Origin of the sequence: Pseudomonas sp. S30_BP2TU TE3576, assembly GCF_050436025.1 — a bacterium.
In the GTDB taxonomy this organism is placed as follows: Bacteria; Pseudomonadota; Gammaproteobacteria; order Pseudomonadales; family Pseudomonadaceae; genus Aquipseudomonas.
Genome location: NZ_JBNDLK010000001.1, coordinates 1,993,361 through 2,013,278 on the forward strand (window position 1 = coordinate 1,993,361; position 19,918 = coordinate 2,013,278).

Here is a 19,918-nt window from a genome sequence, read left to right on the forward strand (position 1 = left end):
CTGGCTCCATAAAAAAAACAATGTCGAGGAAAATTTGATGCGCATCGTTCCCCACATCCTGGGCGCAGCCATTGCTGCCGCTCTGATCAGCACGCCAGTTTTCGCCGCCGAACTGACCGGCACCCTGAAGAAGATCAAAGAGTCCGGTGTCATCACCCTCGGGCATCGCGACGCTTCCATTCCGTTCTCCTACATCGCGGATGCTTCCGGCAAACCGGTCGGCTACTCCCACGACATCCAGCTGAAAGTCGTCGAAGCGCTGAAAAAAGACCTCGACATGCCGAATCTCCAGGTCAAATACAACCTGGTGACTTCGCAAACCCGCATCCCGCTGGTGCAGAACGGCACCGTGGACCTCGAGTGCGGTTCCACCACCAACAACGTCGAGCGTCAGCAGCAAGTTGACTTCTCTGTTGGCATCTTCGAAATCGGTACTCGCCTGCTGTCCAAGGCAGACTCCAAGTACAAGGATTTCGACGATCTGAAAGGCAAGAACGTCGTGACCACCGCCGGCACCACGTCCGAGCGCATCCTCAAGGCGATGAACGCCGACAAGCAGATGGGCATGAACGTCATCTCGGCCAAAGACCACGGCGAATCCTTCCAGATGCTGGAAACCGGCCGTGCAGTGGCTTTCATGATGGACGACGCCCTGCTGGCAGGTGAAGCAGCCAAGGCCAAGAATGCGAAAGACTGGGCAGTGACCGGTACTCCGCAGTCCTTCGAAATCTACGGCTGCATGGTCCGCAAGGGCGACGAGCCGTTCAAAAAGGCTGTGGATGACGCCATCAAGGCCACCTACGCATCGGGCGAGATCAACAAGATCTACGACAAGTGGTTCATGCAGCCAATCCCGCCAAAAGGCCTGAACCTGAACTTCCCGATGAGCGACGAGCTCAAGGCCCTGATCGCCAAACCGACTGATAAAGCGGCTGACGACAAGAAGTCCTGATTTTCTGACTAACCTTATCTCCTGAGAGGGCAGCCGCCCTTTCAGGAGGTGGTCACTTCCTGCTGGAATTTTTGGAAACACTCGAACCGGTGGCTGTCGAGCCGGGAGCGTGTGCCTGACCCTCAAGGTCAGGCGGGAACGGAGTTTCCCCCAAGCGGGCACTTGTACATCGAACTGAGGGGAGACCCTAATGAATTACAACTGGGACTGGGGCGTGTTCTTCAAGTCCACCGGCGTGGGCAGCGAGACCTATTTCGACTGGTACGTGACCGGTTTGGGCTGGACCATCGGCATCGCCATCGCGGCCTGGATCATCGCCCTGACACTGGGCTCGATCCTGGGCGTCATGCGTACCGTGCCGAATCGCATCGTATCGGGCATCGCCACCTGCTACGTCGAACTCTTCCGTAACGTGCCGCTGCTGGTTCAGCTGTTCATCTGGTACTTCCTGGTACCCGACCTGCTGCCGGCCGACCTGCAAGAGTGGTACAAGCAGGATCTGAACCCGACCACCTCGGCCTTCCTCAGCGTCGTCGTGTGCCTGGGCCTGTTCACCACCGCCCGGGTTTGCGAACAGGTGCGCACCGGTATCCAGGCCCTGCCCAAAGGCCAGGAATCCGCGGCTCGCGCCATGGGTTTCAAGCTGCCGCAGATCTACTGGAACGTGCTGCTGCCCCAGGCCTACCGGATCATCATTCCGCCGCTTACCTCGGAGTTTTTGAACGTTTTCAAGAACACCTCCGTGGCCTCGCTGATCGGTTTGATGGAACTGCTCGCGCAGACCAAACAGACCGCCGAGTTCTCCGCCAACCTGTTCGAAGCCTTTACCCTGGCCACGCTGATCTACTTCACCCTGAACATGAGCCTGATGTTGCTGATGCGCCTGGTCGAGAAGAAAGTCGCCGTACCGGGCCTGATCTCCGTAGGGGGTAAATGATGGAATTCGATTTCTCGGGCATCATCCCGTCCCTGCCGGGCCTGTGGAACGGCATGATCATGACCCTCAAGCTGATGGCCATGGGCGTGGTCGGCGGGATCATCCTCGGCACGATCCTGGCGTTGATGCGCCTGTCCCACAGCAAGCTGCTGTCGAACATCGCCGGCGCCTACGTTAACTATTTCCGTTCGATTCCGTTGCTGCTGGTGATCACCTGGTTCTACCTGGCGGTGCCGTTCGTGCTGCGCTGGATCACCGGCGAAGACACGCCGATCGGCGCGTTCGCGTCGTGCATCGTGGCGTTCATGATGTTCGAAGCGGCGTACTTCTGCGAAATCGTCCGCGCCGGCGTACAGTCGATTCCCAAGGGCCAGATGGGCGCTGCCCAGGCACTGGGCATGACTTACGGCCAGATGATGCGCCTGATCATCCTGCCGCAAGCGTTCCGCAAGATGACGCCGTTGTTGCTGCAACAGAGCATCATCCTGTTTCAGGACACCTCGCTGGTTTACGCGGTCGGCCTGGTGGATTTCCTCAATGCTTCGCGCGCCAGTGGCGACATCATTGGCCGCTCCAATGAGTTCCTGGTTTTCGCGGGTCTCGTGTACTTCATCATCAGCTTTGCCGCCTCGCGGCTGGTCAAGCGTCTGCAAAAAAGGTTCGCCGTATGATCTCTATCAAAAGCATCAACAAGTGGTATGGGGACTTCCAGGTACTGACTGATTGCAGCACCGAGGTCAAAAAAGGCGAAGTGATCGTGGTGTGCGGGCCATCCGGTTCCGGCAAATCGACCCTGATCAAGTGCGTCAACGCCCTGGAACCGTTTCAGAAAGGTGACATCGTGGTCGACGGCACCTCCATCGCCGACCCGAAGACCAACCTGCCGAAACTGCGCTCGCGCGTGGGCATGGTGTTCCAGCACTTCGAGCTGTTCCCGCACCTGACCATCACCGAAAACCTGACCATCGCGCAGATCAAGGTGCTGGGCCGCAGCAAGGAAGAAGCCACCAAGAAAGGCCTGCAACTGCTCGAGCGCGTCGGCCTCTCGGCCCATGCCCACAAGCATCCCGGCCAACTCTCCGGCGGTCAGCAGCAGCGTGTGGCGATTGCCCGTGCGCTGGCGATGGACCCGATCGTCATGCTGTTCGACGAACCGACCTCGGCGCTGGATCCGGAAATGGTCAACGAAGTGCTCGACGTGATGGTGCAACTGGCCCACGAAGGCATGACCATGATGTGCGTGACCCACGAAATGGGCTTCGCCCGTAAGGTGGCCGACCGGGTGATCTTCATGGACGCCGGCAAGATCATCGAAGACTGCAAGAAAGAGGAGTTCTTCGGCGACATCAACGCCCGCGCCGATCGTACGCAGCACTTCCTCAACAAGATTCTGCAGCACTAAGAAAAACACCGCTCCCCCTGTGGAAGCGGGCTTTTGTGGCGAGGGGGCTTGCCCCCGTTGGGTCGCGGAGCGGCCCCGGCATTTCAACGTCAAACCGCATGCCAAGGGTTTGCGACTGCTGCGCAGCCGAACGGGGGCAAGCCCCCTCGCCACAAAGCTCACCCCCACACCAGTGCTTGTTCACGATCAAGTGTGGTGGTTGACCCAAGGCATCTGTGATGAAATGCGATCCCAATCTTTATCGCGCAGCGCCGCCATCACTCGCCGTGAAACCCCGTCTGATTCGTCATTTGTTCCTGCCGCCGCTGATCATCGCGATGATGATCGGTCTGGGCTATATCGGCTTCTGGATCAGTGAGCACTATGGCATTCGCAGCCTTGGCGAGAACGGCCAGCGTCAGCTGGAACTGCATGCCCGGGCCGTCGAGAGCGAGATCAGCAAATACACCTACCTGCCCAGCCTGCTGGAACTCGAAACCAGCGTTGCGCAGTTGCTGGCCGACCCGACACCGGAACACCGGCAATCGGTCAATGATTACCTTGAAGGCCTGAACCGGCGCAGCCGCAGTCGGGCCATCTATGTGATGGACACCACCGGCCGAGTCATGGCCACCAGCAACTGGCGCGATGTCGACAGCTACCTGGGTGAAGACCTGTCTTTCCGCGCCTACTTCCAGAACGCCGTGCGCGGTCAGCCCGGGCGCTTCTACGGCATCGGCAGCACCAACGGTGAACCCGGTTACTACCTGGCCCATGGCCTGGAAGAACACGGCAAGATCATCGGTGTCGCAGTGGTCAAGGTACGCCTGGAGGCCATGGAAGAACGTTGGCAAAAGGCGCGCCTGGAAGCTTTTGTCAGTGACGAGAACGGCATCATCATTCTCTCCAGCGATCCGGCGCGCCGACTCAAGTCGGTGGTGCCGCTGAGCGATGAAACCAAAGAGAAACTGGCCCGCAGCCTGCAGTACTACTGGTTTCCGCTGAACGAATTGCAACCAGTGGCCCGGGAAACCCTGTCCGAGGGCGTGGAAAAACTCACCTTCCCGGCCAACAGCGAACTGGCGTCCGACGAAGAAAACATCAGCTACCTCTCGCAAACAAGGCCGCTGAGCGACACACCGTGGAATTTCACCCTGCTCACGCCGCTACAGGATTTGCGTCGCGAAGCGATCAATCAGGGGATTCTGGTCGCGGTGGCGTTTGCCCTCCTCGCCTTTCTTCTGATTGCCTGGAACGAGCGGCGCAAGGTGATCGCCACCCGTCTCGCCGCCCGGGAAGCCTTGCAGGAAGCCAACAACCAGCTGGAGCGTCGGATTACCGAACGCACCACCGACCTGCGCGCCAGCAATGAACGGCTCAAGGGCCAGATCCGCGAACGCCGGCTCGCCGAAGAAACCTTGCGCCGTGCCCAGGATGAACTGGTGCAGGCCGGAAAACTCGCGGCCATCGGCCAGATGTCCACCAGCATCGCCCACGAACTGAACCAGCCGCTGGCGGCGCTGCGCACCTTGTCCGGCAATACCGTGCGCTTCCTCGAACGCGGCCAGCTCGACGTGGCCAGCACCAACCTCAAGACCATCAACGAACTGATCGACCGTATGGGCCGGATCACCGCCAGCCTGCGCTCGTTCGCCCGGCGCGGTGACGACAAGGGCCAGGCGTGCCTCGGCAAAGCGGTGGACGCGGCCCTGCAATTGCTCGGCGGCCGGGTGGAAACCATTCACCTGCAACTGCACCGCGACTTCATCGATGTCCAGGTGCAAATCGACCAGACCCGCCTGGAGCAGATTCTGGTCAACCTGATCGGCAACGCCCTCGATGCCATGCAGGCGCAGCCGCAACCCGAGTTGTGGCTCGAAGGCGAAACATTCGATGGCAAGTACCGACTGCGCGTGCGGGACAACGGCCACGGCATCGACGCCGAAGCACGCAAGCACCTGTTCGAACCGTTCTTCACCACCAAACCCGGCGAACAGGGCCTGGGCCTTGGCCTGACCCTTTCCGCCAGCCTGGCCGCCGCCACCGGCGGTCACTTGGGTGTCGAACACCCGGCCAGCGGTGGTACTGCATTCGTCCTCAGTTTACCGTTGGTAAGCCCCACTTCCGCCGAGTCAATATGAACAACGACCTTAGTGTATTGATCGTCGAAGACGACCCCCATGTGTTGCTCGGCTGCCAACAGGCGCTGACCCTGGAAGACATTCCCTGCATCGGCGTGGGCAGCGCCGAAGAAGCCCTGGAGCGGGTCGGCGACAATTTTGCCGGCATCGTCGTCAGCGACATTCGCCTGCCGGGCATCGACGGCCTGGAATTGCTCACCCGGCTCAAGGCCCGCGACCGCAGCCTGCCGGTGGTGCTGATCACCGGCCACGGCGACATCTCCATGGCCGTCGGCGCAATGCAGAAAGGCGCCTACGACTTCATGGAGAAACCCTTCTCTCCCGAACGCCTGGTGGATGTCGCCCGCCGCGCCCTGGAGCAACGCAGCCTCGCACGGGAAGTCTCGTCGTTGCGTCGGCAACTGGCCGAGCGCGACTCCCTCGAAGGGCGGATCATCGGCCGTTCGCCGGCCATGCAGAACCTGCGGGAACTGATCGCCAACGTCGCCGATACCTCGGCCAACGTGTTGATCGAAGGCGAGACCGGCACCGGCAAGGAACTGGTTGCGCGGTGCCTGCATGATTTCAGTCGGCGGCACACCAAGCAGTTCGTCGCCTTGAACTGCGGAGGCCTGCCGGAAAACCTCTTCGAAAGTGAAATTTTCGGCCACGAAGCCAACGCCTTTACCGGTGCGGGCAAACGACGGATCGGCAAGATCGAACATGCCGACGGCGGCACGCTGTTCCTCGACGAAGTGGAAAGCATGCCCCTGCCCCTGCAGATCAAACTGCTGCGAGTGTTGCAGGAACGCACCCTCGAACGCCTCGGTTCGAACCAGAGCGTGGCGGTGGATTGCCGGGTGATCGCGGCGACCAAATCCGACCTCGACGAGTCGAGCAAGGCCGGTGAATTTCGCAGCGACCTGTATTACCGCCTCAACGTGGTGACCCTGGAACTGCCGCCGCTGCGCGAGCGGCGCGAAGACATCCTGCAACTGTTCGAACACTTCCTGCAGCAGTCATCCCTGCGCTTCGACCGCACGGTGCCGGAACTGGACAACCAGACCGTTTCGAACCTGATGAGCCACGACTGGCCGGGCAACGTGCGTGAACTGCGCAACGTTGCCGAGCGCTTTGCCCTGGGCCTGCCGGCGTTCAAGAAACCCGGCGCCGGCGGCGGCAATCAGGGCCTGGCCTTTGCCGAAGCGGTGGAAGCGTTCGAGCGCAACTTGCTCAGCGATGCCTTGCAACGCAGCGGCGGCAACCTGACCCAGGCCAGCCAGGAACTGGGCATGGCCAAGACCACGCTGTTCGACAAAGTGAAGAAGTACGGGCTAAGTCACTGATGGACCTGATTCTCAAAGCAACCCTGGGCGCGGCGGTGGTGGTCATCCTCGCTGCCCTGGCCAAGACCAGGAACTATTACATCGCCGGCCTGGTGCCGTTGTTTCCAACCTTTGCGCTGATTGCTCATTACATCGTCGGCAAGGGTCGCTCGATCGATGACCTGAAGACCACCATCGTGTTTGGCATGTGGTCGATCATTCCGTACTTCATCTATCTGGCGACCTTGTACGTCATGGTCGACCGGATGCGGTTGGAGGCTTCGCTGGCCGTGGCGGCGGTAGCGTGGTTGATGGCGGCGACGGTACTCGTCACGGTATGGGTCCGCTTCCAGGCTTGAACACCGTCCCCGCAGAAGCGAGCCAGATTGTGGCTGGACGATGCGGCCTTCACGGCCGCCCCGGAATCGATCACCGTGCTGGCACCGACAAACGCTTGCGGCAACAGAACAGGGGGGGGTTACAGGAGATTGTGCTCAGCCACCGGCTCGATCTGCGCCCAATGCGAAGTGTCTTCCCGGTGCGCCCGCAAATACGGCAACACTGCCGCCAGTAACGGCGCCTTGAATGCCTCTTGAAAACGATGAGCCAGTCCCGGAATCAATTTCAACTGACTGCCGCGCAAATGCGCCGCCAGATGCACGCCATGCATCACTGGCAACAACGGATCGGCCGTACCATGCACCACCAGCGCCGGCACCCGCAATTGATTGAGCAATGCCACCCGGCTCGGTTCAGCCAGGATCGCCATGATCTGCCGCTTTACCCCCTCGGGATTGAACGCCCGGTCATAGGACAGCGCCGCCTGATGCAGCAGTGCCTGGCGATCGTCACTCACTGCCGGGCTGCCCAGCGCCGCCAGCAAGTCGGCTTGCTGTTCCAGGGCAACTTCCCGATTTGGTGCCCCGCGGCGTGCCAGCAATTGCACCAGCGCTGCACTCGGTGCCGGCAAGCCTTCAGCGCCGGAACTGGTCATGATCAGAGTCAGGCTCTCGACCCGTTGCGGAGCCATGGCAGCCATGTGCTGGGCGATCATGCCGCCCATGCTTGCGCCCAGCACGTGGAATTGCTCGATGTGCAACGCATCCATCAGGCCCAGACCATCGTCCGCCATGTCGGTCAGCGAATACGGTGCCGACACCGGCAAACCGAGCTTGTAGCGCAGCACTTCGAAAGTGAGATTGGCTTCCATCGGCGCTTGTCGCCAAGTCGAAAGACCTACATCACGATTGTCATAGCGGATCACCCGAAAACCTTGCTGACACAGCGCGACCACCACCTCATCGGGCCAGTGAATCAACTGCCCGCCCAGGCCCATCACCAGCAGCAACGCCGGATCGGACGCACGACCGATGCTCTGGTACGCCAGGCTCACCTGGTCCAGATCGACCCGTTCGGTCGGAACATTGACATCACAACGAGACGCCGCAAACGACGGCAAACCAAACAACAAAGCGGCCATGAAAAAGGCGGCTGAAAAAAATCTTCCACACATGGACAAACACCGAAACGCAGAACCCCAGTAGAGCGCGAGTCTGATGAAGTTCGTTCAAGTGCGCTGCCACACTTCCATGACAATTTGATGAAGACTGCCGAGCGGTCACTCGGCAAAAAAAACCGCGGCGCGCGATAACTATGTACCGCCAGGCCCGAACACCCCTGCTCTCTAATGGCCGTAACGCCGGCACGGTCCGGCCCTCTTGAGAGTTGTCATCATGCTCGACGAACCCGCACCCATACCCACCGATTTCGGCCTCGCCCAACCTTTGGTGGCCAACCCGGATCAGAACCTGTTTCTCGGCGCTTCGGCACGCTGGAATGACTGTCGCGAACAGTGGCTCGAACTCATGGCGCAGCGCCCGCCGCCGTCATCCGACACTGACTGGAGCGCGTGGTGGAGCGCACGTGCACGCGGCACGACTTTGTCGCGCGAAGCACAGGCAATAGCGCTGTATCGACAGCATTTCGAGGCTTCGAGTCAACTGGCATATGCCGATGGCACCTTAACGACCGAACAGACAAACGCGATACAGACAATCGTCCATCCAAACCTTGAAGGGTCGCGCTCCGACGTTCGCCAGCTGCGTGTGGAACAACCGCGGTTGCAAAGTACTGATGGCACGAGTATCGAACTGTCGGGGGCACTGGTGATCCGCTTGGGTACTGAGCCACTGGCAGCAAACGTGTTGTATCTGCCCTTTCGCCAATCGGCCTGGCTGATTTTTACGGACCAAGACGAGCTGGAACGCTGGTTGATCGAACAACAGCCGGCCTTGCGAGGCCAATTAAGCGTTGCCTACACCCTTTTCGACCATTTGGCGCTGCAAAAAAGTGCCCAGTCCCTGCTGACCCGATGGTCGTCCGATCCGATTGACAACGCAGCTGTTTTTACCCCCGCCCCCGACCTGCCGATAGATGATTCAAGCGAGAGCCCTTCTGTGTTCGGGCTGTTGAGTCCCGATATTCCGCTGGGGATGCGTCACAGCGCGCTGGCGCAGCAACAAAGGGCGCTGGACGCCCTGCTCGACGAAGATGTTCAGGGTCAATACGACGATTTCAAACAGCAACTCGATAACCTTTTTGCTGCGCAGCAGGCCAGCACCACGGCGGCGCTTGCCTTGCTCGATGCTGATAATCCGCTGAACATGCTGAAGCTGCGCCGTCAACCGAACCCACACTACAGCGCGCTTTACCAGGCTCGTCTGGCCGGCCTGCACGCCGAAGCCAACGTACAATTGAGCCTGAAGCAGATCAGCGCCCAAGAGCATCAGTGGCTCAAAACTGTATTGGAAACGCCGGATCAAATTGATCGTCACACCGACGTGGTTGTCGCGCAGTTAATCCTGTCGGCGACCGACACCGATGGCGCTACGACGCTGACCGAGGAACTGGACGGCGTCCTGGTGTTTACGCATCCCTCGACGCTCTTGACGTCCGCGCCCAACAGCCTGCTGCTGTACTGGCCAGGGCGTTTTGGTGGCTTGCAGCGTTTCGCCTCTCGTCAGGCCTTGGAAAAAACCCTGTTCAAGCTGCCGGCCAACGACAACACGCAGACGCTGCACCTTTCGGCGCTGACCCGCAATCCGTTCGACTATATGTTTCAAATTCAGTTGTACAGCTGCGAACAGCAGACTGCCCGACTGATTACCGCCAACCCCGTGCCCTCCCATGCCTACCTGCGAACGGTGGCGCTGGAAAAGCTGCGCGAGCAAACCATCGCCCGCCTGACGGTGCCGATACCGGCCGCCCTGGAGTTGGCTTACGCGCAAATTATCGAACAACAAAACAGCAGCACACTGGCCGGCGCGCTGCCGTCTTGGCTCGTCTCCCTGTCTGACGCTCAACGGACTCGGCTCAGGGGGCTTTTCACTTCCTACATCAAAGCGATGAAGCGCTCCCATGGGTTGCTTGAGCGTGAGCTGCCTCTGCGCGATGACTTCAGTGAGAAGGCCATCGACACACGCCTGCGTCGGGACTTCAATCTCAAGCAGCGTTTCACCGTGAAGCTGGATGTGCCCGATTCAACTACCTGGCAAAAAGTTGTCACTGACGGCGCAGCACCGGGAACTCCCCTGCAAAACGTGCTGATCGCCAGCCCCCAGCGAAGCTTGCTAAAGCTTGCCGAGCTGGCGCAGCTCAATATCGATCAGGCGATGTGGTGGCGGCTGGCGATGATGAAAGTCCAGATCGATGCCGACGACGAGACCGAGCGCGAGACGCTCAAAAGCGCTATCAAGCTGCCCTATCTGCGCCAGCTTGTCACCGAAATGGATTTGGCAGGACAGTACGAAACCCTGATCCGCGAAACTTTTCTGGGCACCTCGGCCGCGCCAGCCTTCAGCAACGAATACCGTCGCGAATGCCTGGTCGAACCCTGGCGCCTGATGCTAATGCTGCAAGGCGAGTTCGCGCTGCTTAAACGAGACATTAACGCCGACGCCTGGCACTTGCTGCAGATCGCCATCGACGCCAACAGTCGTGAGGCTTATAGCGTCAACGGCAAGCAAATCGTGTTGCTCCCGGCGCACCTGAGCGTGGGTGGTGCCGATACAGACAATGAGGGGCCGAGTACCTTGGCGGGCGTTACCTTCATTCATGAGCGCAACAGTGGGCTGACCCTGCTCTACTTGCCCGACAGCCCCGACCAGGTATTGCTGCGTCAATACGACAGCCTTGAACAGGCACGCAAAGCCTTGTTCAACCTGTGCTTGCACAGCAACATGGTGAACTATTTGGCCCAATGTACGCTGAAGGGGGATGTCGCCCGCCACGTCAGTCGTATCAACCAGGCGCTGCTGAAAAACTTCGACGCGATGATTGGAATCGGTACTGCCTGGCCACCCACCACTTCTCTGGCGAGCCACCTGTTGAACGTGCACATGGGCCGTTTAGTGCAGGCACACCGAGCAACGTCCCGTTCCAACGATGCTTTGTACCTGGAACGCTACGCGCTCAAATCGGTCAGCCTGTTCAACTATCTGAAAATGGCCATTGGCATGTTGCCCTTCGTGGGCGCGGCCTTTGCCTTATACGATGCCTGGACCAGTGCCAATAGAGCGGTGGCAGCTGCGTTGCGCGGCGACCTCGGCGACGGTCTGGCCGGGGTTGAAGCGGTGTTGCTGGCATTGATCGATGCAGCCATGGACATTCTCCCTGGCACGGTTGCTGCGCCCGCCGCCGCTCGTCTGGCGACCCGCCAACGTCAGGCAGGGTCACTGGGTAAACATCTCGGCGCCTTGCAGATACCCTCGGTACGCCAGGCCCGGCGCACCCGCGACGTCTTCAAGGGATATGAATACGAAAAAGCAATTTCCCTGGCCGGCCTGCAACCAGGCACCGATGGTTTGTACCGCCAGGTCTATCGACACGCCGACGGTCACTTCATGATCAGCCAGGGGCGCGTCTATCGCATCGAATTGAGTGATAACGCGCGGGGCTGGCGCTTGAGCGGGTCCAGTACGCGCACCTACAAGCAACCCATCGCCCTCGACGAGGCCGGTGACTGGAACACCCACTATGCGATTTACGGCACCGCGATAGACGGTGGCGGCGCGGGCGGCGGCGCTGTGCTGGGCCACATGGCGGACGGGCTCGACCCACTCTGGCCCGCCGCCGTCCGACAATGGTTACCGCGCTGGTGGACAGATCGAACCTTGCGTCGCCAACAGGTCCTGACCAACACCGCCGATGCTTATACCCGGCAACTGGATACCCATACCCGCAGTACCAACAGCGCCCTGGATCAGTATTATCGCCTGGAACCCAGCCAGCGCCAGGCGCGACGGGCCCAAGTCGACGGCGCCTGCGCAAATGATATCGACATTGCACAAAACCAATACCGTAACCTGGAAGAGCTGAAGCTATTGACCCATGGTCGAAAACGCACCCAGGCCGAGGCCATACAGAGCACCTGCGCATGGGTGGTGGTCGACCGCTCGTTACGTCAAGTGAATCTCGCCACGGAGTCGTTACTGGAGCACCTCAACCGCATTGATGAATTGATCGCCCGTTCCGAAACCCCCGGTCTCGACGCCGTCACACAACTGCAGCTGCTGGCGCAACGCAAGGCCATTCGTAAAAGTTTTCTGGGAGTGTTTGACCAACAGCACGCCGCTGTCGAGCAGGCCAATAGCTGGAACGCTCGGATCACCCATCGCACCCAAAAAAACAAAGTGAAGCCTGACCTGGATCACATTAACGAAAAACTCGGCGATACCACTTACGTTTATCTGAAAACGGCCCATCTGCTGGAAACCATCGGTCACTACGATGCTATCGTCGACCTGTCCTGGGTCTATTTTCATGGGCAGTTGAAAGAGGCACGAGACAACGTCGGACGCACGCTGCTTAATCAGCACCAACTTCCCGAGGTCCGTGCCAGCGCGGCCCAACGCAACAAAATACTCGAAGACTGCCTGGCGACTTACGCCCAGCTGCGCCGCAACTTGAATGCCTGGACGCTAGGCTACCCGCAGCACCTGGAACTGGCGCAAGTCGCGGTGTTCCTGGACAACCTGAAAAAGGTGGAAGACCTTGCCCGCGGCGCCATTAAAAATCGTCCCACCAGCGCACTCATCGAGAGACGCACGGGCAAAAAAATCTTCGAGACAGAAGACAATCGGTTGCTGATCGGTGTGGAAGACACCGACATAGCGACCCGTCAAAAACGCTTCACCATAGAACGTGCCGACGGCCGGACGGAAACCTGGCTACCTCGCTCCAGCGGCAAATATCACCTCAGTGGGCAAACGCTTGCGTCTCAACCTGAGTTGCCAACCCATCTCGGGGCGTTGCTGGCCGAGGCCAGAACACGACTGGGTGCCGCAGACGGCTACCAAAGCAAAGTACAAGGTTACGCGCGGCAACATATGCTGCCGATTGACCTTGAACACATGATGAGCAGCGAAGCTGCGGAATTCAACATGCGTGCCCAGGCCATCGAACGGCTATCGCCCACGGAGCCACTCGCGCAGCAATTGCGCGCTCGGGCGGATGAGTTTTTGCGCAGCGGACGCACACTGCGAATTGATCAGACCCTGAGCAGTAAAACCCCGACCGAGGGTTATCTGGACTATTTGCTGGAACAACAGGTTGTGGACATCCGTAAGGAAGGCGGATTACGGGACCTGGGTAAACGTCCTGACCGAACGCGGGATTTCCTGCAGGAATACGAAGTACGCGACCTGCGCAGCGAACCGGCGCAAACCCTGTGGTACGCCCACTTCCACTACACCTCGGCCAAGCCTCAGTTCAGCGACTTCGTCAAAGGTCATCTGAAACTGCCGGAACAACGCAACCTCGGCCTGAAATGGCAGCAGGCCGTGGCGGCCACCGGCGCACCGGTCGACGCGATCTGGCGCGGCGACATCGGCAAACCGCTGGGCAACAAACACTTTTCCACGCTGTAAAATGACAACGACGGGGCACGCAATGTGCCTCGTCGTGGACAGCGGCACCAACATGAGACAAACTCAACATTTTCGACTTGTCGACAAGTTTTACTCATGGAGCCCCCGGTGCTTGAAATCCGTCACCTCAAGACCCTGCACGCCTTGCGCGAAGCCGACAGCCTGGTGGATGCGGCCGATCGCCTGCACCTGACCCAATCAGCCCTGTCCCATCAGTTCAAGGAACTGGAGGAGCGCATGGGTATGCCGCTGTTCGTGCGCAAAACCAAACCGGTGCGTTTCACCAGCGCCGGCTTGCGCCTGCTGCAACTGGCCGACGCCACCCTGCCGCTGCTGCGCGCCGCCGAGCGCGACATCAGTCGCCTGGCCGGGGGCACCGCCGGGCGCTTGCACATGGCCATCGAGTGCCACAGCTGTTTCCAGTGGCTGATGCCAACCATCGACCAGTTCCGTGATGCCTGGCCGGAAGTCGAGCTGGACCTGGCCTCGGGTTTTTCCTTCGCCCCGCTGCCGGCCCTGGCCCGTGGCGATCTGGACCTGGTGGTGACCTCCGATCCGGTGGATCTGGCCGGGATCACCTATGTCCCGCTCTTCACCTATGAAGCGATGCTCGCGGTGGCCAATCAGCACCGCCTGGCCAGCAAGGCCTACATCGTCCCGGAAGACTTGCTCCCGGAAACCTTGATCACCTACCCGGTGGAACGGGATCGTCTGGATATTTTCACCCGCTTCCTCGAACCTGCCGACATCGAACCGGCCCAGGTCCGCACCTCGGAATTGACGGTGATGATGATGCAACTGGTGGCCAGCGGTCGCGGCGTGTGCGGCATGCCCCATTGGGCGCTGCATGAATACAGCTCGCGGGGTTACGTGAAAGCCAAGCGGCTGGGTGAGAAAGGTTTGTTCGCGACGCTGTATGCGGCGATCCGCGCCGACATGCTCGATGCGCCGTACATGCGTGACTTCTTGCTGACAGCCAAGGACACGTCGTTTTCGACGCTGGATGGGGTGAGTGCCGTTCGCTGAAATGCGATCACATGTGGGAGCGGGCTTGCTCGCGAAAGCGGTGTATCAGCCAACATCATTGTTGAATGTAAAACCGTATTCGCGAGCAAGCCCGCTCCCACAGGGGATCTGCGGTGGCTTCAGAGTTCGCGCCACATGTGGATTTTGTCGTAATACTCCTCCCCCACCTGCACCGCCATCGGTTCCAGGCCGAACTGAATGAAGCCGTTGCGCTGGTAGAGGCTGAACGCAGCATCGTTGCCGGCGGTGACGGTCAACTGGATCAGGCGCAAACCCGCATGGTTCCGCGCCTCGGCCAGTGCCGCCTGAACCAGTTGATAGCCGAGCCCGCGCTGGCGAACCGTTGGCGAGACGTACATGCCAAACAGCGTCACCTTGTGCCGGGCCTTTTCCCGAGACTCGAACGCGAGGCCGACGATGCCGGCCAACCGGCCATCCTCGAACGCCCCGAGCACCACATCCAGCTTGCTGGCCAGGCGCGACTCCCACCAGCTCAGCGGCATCGCCGCCCGCTCACGCACACTCGAGGTGAAGGCCTGCGGGTGCAGGTCGTAGGCTTCGAGCATCAGCGCCCGATAGTCAAGGGCATGGCTGGCATCCAGTCGCTCGATCCACATGCTCAAGCCATCCGTTTTTGCTCAAGCATCAGCCGCAGTGCCAGCCCCGACAATATGAAGCCCATGAAATAGCGCTGCATCGCCAGCCAGGTCGGGTTGTTGACGAACCACGAGGCGATACCCGCAGCAAACATGGCGATCATCAGGTTGACGCAGAAACTGACGCTGATCTGGGTCAGGCCGAGAATGATGCTTTGACTGAACACCGAGCCATGCTCCGGCGTGATGAATTGCGGAAATACCGACAGATAGAACACTGCGATTTTCGGGTTCAGGGCGCTGGTCAGAAAGCCCATGGTGATCAGTTTGCGTGACGAATCCGGGGGCAATTGCTGCGCCTCGAACGGCGAGCGCGCACCGGGCTTGACCGCCTGCCAGGCCAGCCACAACAGGTACAGCGCACCGGCCCACTTCAACACCTCATAGGCCATCGGTACCGCCAGGAACACCGCGGTCAAACCGGCAGCGGCAGCGAACAAATGCACGAAGAATCCGGCGACCACCCCAAGCAACGAGATCACCCCGGCCTTGCGGCCCTGGCAGATCGAACGGGAGATCAGGTAGATCATGTTCGGCCCCGGTGTCAGCACCATCAGCAACGCGGCAGCGGCAAAAATCAGCAAGTCTTGAAGCGGGATCATGGGCGAAGTCCTTTACGTAATGATCAAGTGATCGCGGTCAGCGATGCTCGATAGAACGGCAGGATCAGGTCCCGTGTCAATGGCGCCAGGCTGACACCGCCATCGGTGGCCGGGTCGATCCAGAGTACTTCTTCGATCTCCGCCGCCGGCGTCACGTCGGCATCGATGTTCAACTGAAAAATCTCGGCGTGTACGACAAAACCCGGCTCGTTGGCCGCCGGTGCCGAGAAGGGACCGAGGTAAACGGCCTGCGCCGGGTCGATGTCCAGACCCAACTCTTCTTCCAGCTCACGGGCCAGCGCATGAACCGGCAGCTCGTGAGGCTCAATCTTGCCCCCCGGCTGCATGAACGCCGTGGTGCCGCGCTTGCGCACCAGCAACGTGCGGCCGTCAGGGTCAATCAACAGGGCGGCGGCGATACGAATAGTGCCGGAGACTGGCATGGAAAGGGTCGACATAAACAGAAGGCCTTTGACTCAAAAACGCTAAGGATCACATGTCCGCCCTGTAGGAGCGAGCTTGCTCGCGAAAACGCATAAAACCAGATGCCCATCGGCGCACTCAGATTTATCGCGAGCAAGCCCGCCCCTACAGTTAACGCAATCTGTAGCAGCCGGACGCAGCCTTCGGCAGCTGCTACAAGGAAGGCGTAGCGTCTGGGTGCTAGCCCCTACAGTTTCCTTTATGCAGCTTCCTGGAAATCCATCTCCGGTGGCTGCCGACGGAAACCGCCGGTCAACACCGCCAGGTACACTACGCCAATCGCCAGCCAGCTCAATCCCAGATAAACCGCCAGATGATCGAGGCTGACCATCAGCCACAAATCCGCTGCCAGGCCGATGAACGGGAACAGCAGGAACAGCACCCGTTCACGCAGGCCTTTCTTCTCGCCACCGATCCAGTAATGGAAGATCACCGACAGGTTAACCAGGCTGAACGCCAGGAACGCGCCGAAATTGATGAATGAGGTCGAGGTGGTGACGTCCAGTTTCAGCGCCAGCAATGCCACCACCGCGCACAGCAGGATGCTGTTGATCGGCGTGCCGAAGCGTTCGTGCAAGGTGCCGAAAAACGCTTTCGGCAACACGCCGTCACGGCCCATGGCATACAGCAGCCGCGAACCGCTGGCCTGGGCCGACAGGCCCGAAGCGAACTGGCCGACGATCAGGCCGATGAGGAAGATCGAGACGAACAGGTCACCGCCGATGTTGCGGGCAATTTCATAGGCCGCCGAGTCGACACTCTCGAACTGGAACGACGGATGGGCGATCTGCACGAAGTACGACACACCGACGAAAATCAGCCCGCCGATCAGGGTGATCAGCATGATCGCCCGGGGAATGGTGCGGCGTGGATCACGGGTTTCTTCGGTCAGGGTGCTGACCGCGTCGAAACCGAGGAACGAGTAGCAGGCAATGGCCGCGCCGCTCATGATCAACGGCATCTGCATATCACCATTGAAGAACGGTTTGATCGACCATAACGGCGTGCTCGCATCACCACCGACGTAATGCACGCACAACGCGACGAAGGCGATCAACACCAGGAACTGCACCAGCATCAGCAAGGCGTTGATGCCGTTGGCCAGTTTCAGGCCGACGATATTGATCGCGCTGGTGATGCCGATGAACGCCAGCACCCAGATCCACTGCGGTACGGCCGGGAATGCGGAGTTGAGGTAGGCCGCGCCGATCAGCCAGATTGCCATGGGCAGAAACAGGTAATCGAGCAGCACCGCCCAACCGGCGATGAACCCCAGTTTCGGGCTGATGGCCTTGCGCACGTAGCTGTAGGCCGATCCGGCCACCGGGAACGCCGAGGCCATGCGCCCGTAGCTCATGGCGGTGAAGAACATCGCCACCAGTGCCGCAAGGTACGCGGCCGGCACCATGCCGGCGGTGGATTGGGCGAGGATGCCAAAGGTGCCGAGCACAATGATCGGTGTCATGTAGGCAATGCCAAACAGCACCACCGACCCCAGTGACAGGGTGCGTTGCAAACGAGCCATGAGCGACTACTCCGGAATTATTAGATTTATGGCAGAGCCGAGTTCGGCGCAAATTACGGGTGTTGCGTTGTTGTTATTCGGTGAATGATCAAGCAGGTGTGTTGTTTGTGCCGGCCTCTTCGCGAGCAAGCCCGCTCCCACAGGGGATCTCGGGTGTTCACAAGGCCAATGTGGGAGCGGGCTTGCTCGCGAAGGGGCCGGCACCAGCCACACAGAACCCGGATCAGCGCGCAGGAATCAGCAGCTCGCGCAACCCGCAGGCCCGCTCGACCACCTCTCCCGGCAACTTCAGCCGCTGATCATCCAGATAGCGATAATCCTGGCGCGCCGCCGTCAGCTGACTCAGGTCCAGCTCGACCGCAAACTGCCCTTCCTCGCGCCCGGCTTCGAACAACAAGGTGCCCAGCGGATCGACCAATGCGCTGCCGCCGGCAAACAGCAAACCACCGTCACCCGCTTCCACCCGGTTGACCATCAGCGCAAACGCCTGGTTTTCCTGGGCGCGGGCCATGATCGCGGTGCGGTGGGTCGGGCCATACGGGTCCATGTTGCCGTTGGTGACAATCAACAGTTCGGCACCCAGTTGCGCCAGGGCGCGGGCGCTTTCGGGGAATTCGATGTCGTAGCAAATCAGCAGGCCCACGCGCACGCCGTTCCACAGACAGGTGGCGTAGCGATCGCCCGCCTCGTAGACACCGCGGTCCGAGGCCCACAAGTGAGTCTTGCGGTACTTCAGCGCGATGCCTTCGGGGGTGATCAGCAGCGTGGTGTTGTAGAAACGGCCGTTGTCGTTTTCGGCCATGCCGATGGCCACGGCGATATTGTGCTGGCGGGCGGCGGCGAGCACCGCACTGACGGACGGTCCATCCAGCGGCTCGGCCACCTCGGCTACGGACTCAGCCGAAGGGAAACCCATCAAATGGCCTTCAGGGAACATGATCAGCTGCGTGTCAGCTGCGCACCCGGCAATCGCCGCCAGGGTGCGTTCGAGGTTGTAAGCCGTGTCATTGTCACGACCTGCCAATTGGGCGAGTTCGACCTTCATGGGTATTCCTTGTTATGGACCGGGCGGCAGAAAGATTGCCCGGTCGGTGTCTGTGCGCCAGTATGCGCAGCAAGCAACCGGGCGGGGAATCACGCCGCTGGGGTAACACGATAGGGGTAGATGCATGACACTCTCGTTGGACGACATCGCCTGGCACCGCTCGGTGGGGCAGCTGATCGACGCCCTGGACAAGCCCAATTTCTGGACCCAGCTGGTGCGTTTGCTGGATCAGTACGTGTCCTTCGACAGCTGGGTGGCCCTGCTTTTCAGTGCCGACCAGCGCCCGCAGGTATTCGCCGAATGCCCCGGAGAGGACGGCAGCCCCGACCAGTTGTTCCAGGATTACCTGCGCGGCCTGTACCTGCTCGACCCGTTCTACATCGCCTGCCGCGAGCAGTCGCGCACCGGGCTGTATCGCCTGTCGGAGGTGGCCCCGGAACACTTCGAGCTGACCGAGTATTACCAGCGCTACTTTCGTCTGAATGTGGTGGCCGACGAAATCCAGTTCAATTGTCAGCTCGAAGGTGACCGCACGCTGTGCCTGTCACTGGGCAGCACGCAGCGCTTCAGCAGCCAGCAGATCGCCTTGTTGTCGTTGATCCAGCCATGGGTGCTCGGTTTGTTGCGCCAGCGTCTACCCTATGAGATCAACGAAGTCGTTGCCCTGGCCCCCGCACCACCGCAAGCCGATTGGCGGGTACAACTGGAAGCTTCGGTGCAGCAACTCAAGGGCGCGCAGTTGACCGCCCGGGAACTGGATGTCGGGCGTTTGATGCTCAGCGGTTGCTCCAGTAAAGAAATCGCCCGCAAGCTGGAAATCTCGGTCGAAACCGTGAAAGTCCATAAAAAACACATGTACAGCAAGCTGGGGATCAAGTCCCAGTCCGAGCTGTTTTCGATTTTTCTCCAGGCACAAAATGCCTGAACGTCCTGTGGAGCG

16 protein-coding genes are annotated in these 19,918 nt (G+C 60.2%); 10 read left to right on the forward strand and 6 right to left on the reverse strand.

Annotation, left to right across the window (positions count from 1 at the left end):
- The first annotated feature begins 37 nt into the window (after nt 1-37).
- The 7 genes from ABIA48_RS09120 to ABIA48_RS09150 all read left to right on the forward strand — a co-directional run bounded on the left by ABIA48_RS09120 (nt 38) and on the right by ABIA48_RS09150 (nt 7,074).
- A complete protein-coding gene (locus ABIA48_RS09120; protein WP_277535000.1) occupies nt 38-952 on the forward strand; it encodes a glutamate/aspartate ABC transporter substrate-binding protein in 915 nt (304 codons plus the stop codon).
- 190 nt (nt 953-1,142) lie between these two features.
- Nucleotides 1,143-1,889 (forward strand): amino acid ABC transporter permease, encoded by a 747-nt coding sequence (locus tag ABIA48_RS09125; RefSeq protein ID WP_007985720.1) that lies wholly within the window; start codon nt 1,143-1,145, stop codon nt 1,887-1,889.
- Nucleotides 1,889-2,560, forward strand: a complete 672-nt coding sequence (locus ABIA48_RS09130; protein ID WP_033063246.1) for an amino acid ABC transporter permease — start codon at nt 1,889-1,891, stop codon at nt 2,558-2,560. The genes ABIA48_RS09125 and ABIA48_RS09130 overlap by 1 nt, the downstream gene beginning before the upstream one ends.
- Nucleotides 2,557-3,291, forward strand: a complete 735-nt coding sequence (locus tag ABIA48_RS09135) for an amino acid ABC transporter ATP-binding protein (RefSeq protein WP_007985725.1) — start codon at nt 2,557-2,559, stop codon at nt 3,289-3,291. Before ABIA48_RS09130 ends, ABIA48_RS09135 begins: the two co-directional genes overlap by 4 nt.
- Nucleotides 3,292-3,509: 218 nt before the next feature.
- Complete coding sequence (locus tag ABIA48_RS09140) at nt 3,510-5,411, forward strand: sensor histidine kinase (protein ID WP_429488059.1); 1,902 nt, start codon at nt 3,510-3,512, stop codon at nt 5,409-5,411.
- Nucleotides 5,408-6,736: a sigma-54-dependent transcriptional regulator gene (locus ABIA48_RS09145; RefSeq protein ID WP_007985728.1), complete on the forward strand. Its 1,329-nt coding sequence runs from the start codon at nt 5,408-5,410 to the stop codon at nt 6,734-6,736. The genes ABIA48_RS09140 and ABIA48_RS09145 overlap by 4 nt, the downstream gene beginning before the upstream one ends.
- 8 nt (nt 6,737-6,744) lie before the next feature.
- On the forward strand, nt 6,745-7,074 hold the full coding sequence (locus tag ABIA48_RS09150) for a GlpM family protein (protein ID WP_429492827.1): 330 nt from the start codon (nt 6,745-6,747) through the stop codon (nt 7,072-7,074).
- Nucleotides 7,075-7,193: 119 nt separating this feature from the next.
- Here ABIA48_RS09150 and ABIA48_RS09155 read toward each other — a convergent pair whose 3' ends face one another.
- The gene (locus tag ABIA48_RS09155) at nt 7,194-8,228 is read right to left on the reverse strand and encodes an alpha/beta fold hydrolase (protein WP_429488062.1); all 1,035 of its coding nucleotides are present in this window, start codon (nt 8,226-8,228) and stop codon (nt 7,194-7,196) included.
- Between the two features lie 220 nt (nt 8,229-8,448).
- On the opposite strand from ABIA48_RS09155, the gene ABIA48_RS09160 reads away from it, so the two are divergent.
- Entirely contained in the window at nt 8,449-13,641 is a 5,193-nt protein-coding gene (locus ABIA48_RS09160; RefSeq protein ID WP_429488064.1) for a dermonecrotic toxin domain-containing protein, read from the forward strand.
- Nucleotides 13,642-13,749: 108 nt separating this feature from the next.
- Entirely contained in the window at nt 13,750-14,667 is a 918-nt protein-coding gene (gene metR, locus ABIA48_RS09165; RefSeq protein WP_007985733.1) for a transcriptional regulator MetR, read from the forward strand.
- A gap of 119 nt (nt 14,668-14,786) precedes the next feature.
- On the opposite strand, the gene ABIA48_RS09170 is transcribed toward metR, so the two are convergent.
- From ABIA48_RS09170 to ABIA48_RS09190, 5 genes are all read right to left on the reverse strand, one after another.
- Entirely contained in the window at nt 14,787-15,284 is a 498-nt protein-coding gene (locus tag ABIA48_RS09170) for an N-acetyltransferase family protein (protein ID WP_429488066.1), read from the reverse strand.
- Nucleotides 15,285-15,286: 2 nt separating this feature from the next.
- Complete coding sequence (locus ABIA48_RS09175) at nt 15,287-15,925, reverse strand: LysE family translocator (RefSeq protein ID WP_007985735.1); 639 nt, start codon at nt 15,923-15,925, stop codon at nt 15,287-15,289.
- 23 nt (nt 15,926-15,948) lie between these two features.
- Complete coding sequence (locus ABIA48_RS09180; RefSeq protein WP_429488068.1) at nt 15,949-16,383, reverse strand: NUDIX hydrolase; 435 nt, start codon at nt 16,381-16,383, stop codon at nt 15,949-15,951.
- A 224-nt stretch (nt 16,384-16,607) separates the two neighbouring features.
- Entirely contained in the window at nt 16,608-17,933 is a 1,326-nt protein-coding gene (locus ABIA48_RS09185; protein WP_429488070.1) for an APC family permease, read from the reverse strand.
- A 223-nt stretch (nt 17,934-18,156) separates the two neighbouring features.
- Entirely contained in the window at nt 18,157-18,978 is an 822-nt protein-coding gene (locus ABIA48_RS09190) for a carbon-nitrogen hydrolase family protein (RefSeq protein ID WP_429488072.1), read from the reverse strand.
- 124 nt (nt 18,979-19,102) lie between these two features.
- On the opposite strand from ABIA48_RS09190, the gene ABIA48_RS09195 reads away from it, so the two are divergent.
- Nucleotides 19,103-19,903 carry a helix-turn-helix transcriptional regulator gene (locus ABIA48_RS09195; RefSeq protein WP_008000231.1) on the forward strand — a complete coding sequence of 267 codons (801 nt, stop codon included), beginning with the start codon at nt 19,103-19,105 and terminating at the stop codon, nt 19,901-19,903.
- The last annotated feature ends 15 nt before the right edge of the window (nt 19,904-19,918 follow it).

What these genes read in the sequence shown, in the direction of transcription:
- ABIA48_RS09125 (WP_007985720.1), top strand. Translation starts at nt 1,143, where the DNA reads ATGAATTACAACTGGGACTGGGGCGTGTTCTTCAAGTCCACCGGCGTG.
- ABIA48_RS09155 (WP_429488062.1), bottom strand. Translation starts at nt 8,228, where the DNA reads ATGTGTGGAAGATTTTTTTCAGCCGCCTTTTTCATGGCCGCTTTGTTG.
- ABIA48_RS09190 (WP_429488072.1), bottom strand. Translation starts at nt 18,978, where the DNA reads ATGAAGGTCGAACTCGCCCAATTGGCAGGTCGTGACAATGACACGGCT.
- ABIA48_RS09140 (WP_429488059.1), top strand. Translation starts at nt 3,510, where the DNA reads ATGAAATGCGATCCCAATCTTTATCGCGCAGCGCCGCCATCACTCGCC.
- ABIA48_RS09160 (WP_429488064.1), top strand. Translation starts at nt 8,449, where the DNA reads ATGCTCGACGAACCCGCACCCATACCCACCGATTTCGGCCTCGCCCAA.
- ABIA48_RS09145 (WP_007985728.1), top strand. Translation starts at nt 5,408, where the DNA reads ATGAACAACGACCTTAGTGTATTGATCGTCGAAGACGACCCCCATGTG.
- ABIA48_RS09185 (WP_429488070.1), bottom strand. Translation starts at nt 17,933, where the DNA reads ATGGCTCGTTTGCAACGCACCCTGTCACTGGGGTCGGTGGTGCTGTTT.
- ABIA48_RS09130 (WP_033063246.1), top strand. Translation starts at nt 1,889, where the DNA reads ATGGAATTCGATTTCTCGGGCATCATCCCGTCCCTGCCGGGCCTGTGG.
- ABIA48_RS09170 (WP_429488066.1), bottom strand. Translation starts at nt 15,284, where the DNA reads ATGTGGATCGAGCGACTGGATGCCAGCCATGCCCTTGACTATCGGGCG.
- ABIA48_RS09175 (WP_007985735.1), bottom strand. Translation starts at nt 15,925, where the DNA reads ATGATCCCGCTTCAAGACTTGCTGATTTTTGCCGCTGCCGCGTTGCTG.
- ABIA48_RS09195 (WP_008000231.1), top strand. Translation starts at nt 19,103, where the DNA reads ATGACACTCTCGTTGGACGACATCGCCTGGCACCGCTCGGTGGGGCAG.
- ABIA48_RS09120 (WP_277535000.1), top strand. Translation starts at nt 38, where the DNA reads ATGCGCATCGTTCCCCACATCCTGGGCGCAGCCATTGCTGCCGCTCTG.
- ABIA48_RS09135 (WP_007985725.1), top strand. Translation starts at nt 2,557, where the DNA reads ATGATCTCTATCAAAAGCATCAACAAGTGGTATGGGGACTTCCAGGTA.
- ABIA48_RS09180 (WP_429488068.1), bottom strand. Translation starts at nt 16,383, where the DNA reads ATGTCGACCCTTTCCATGCCAGTCTCCGGCACTATTCGTATCGCCGCC.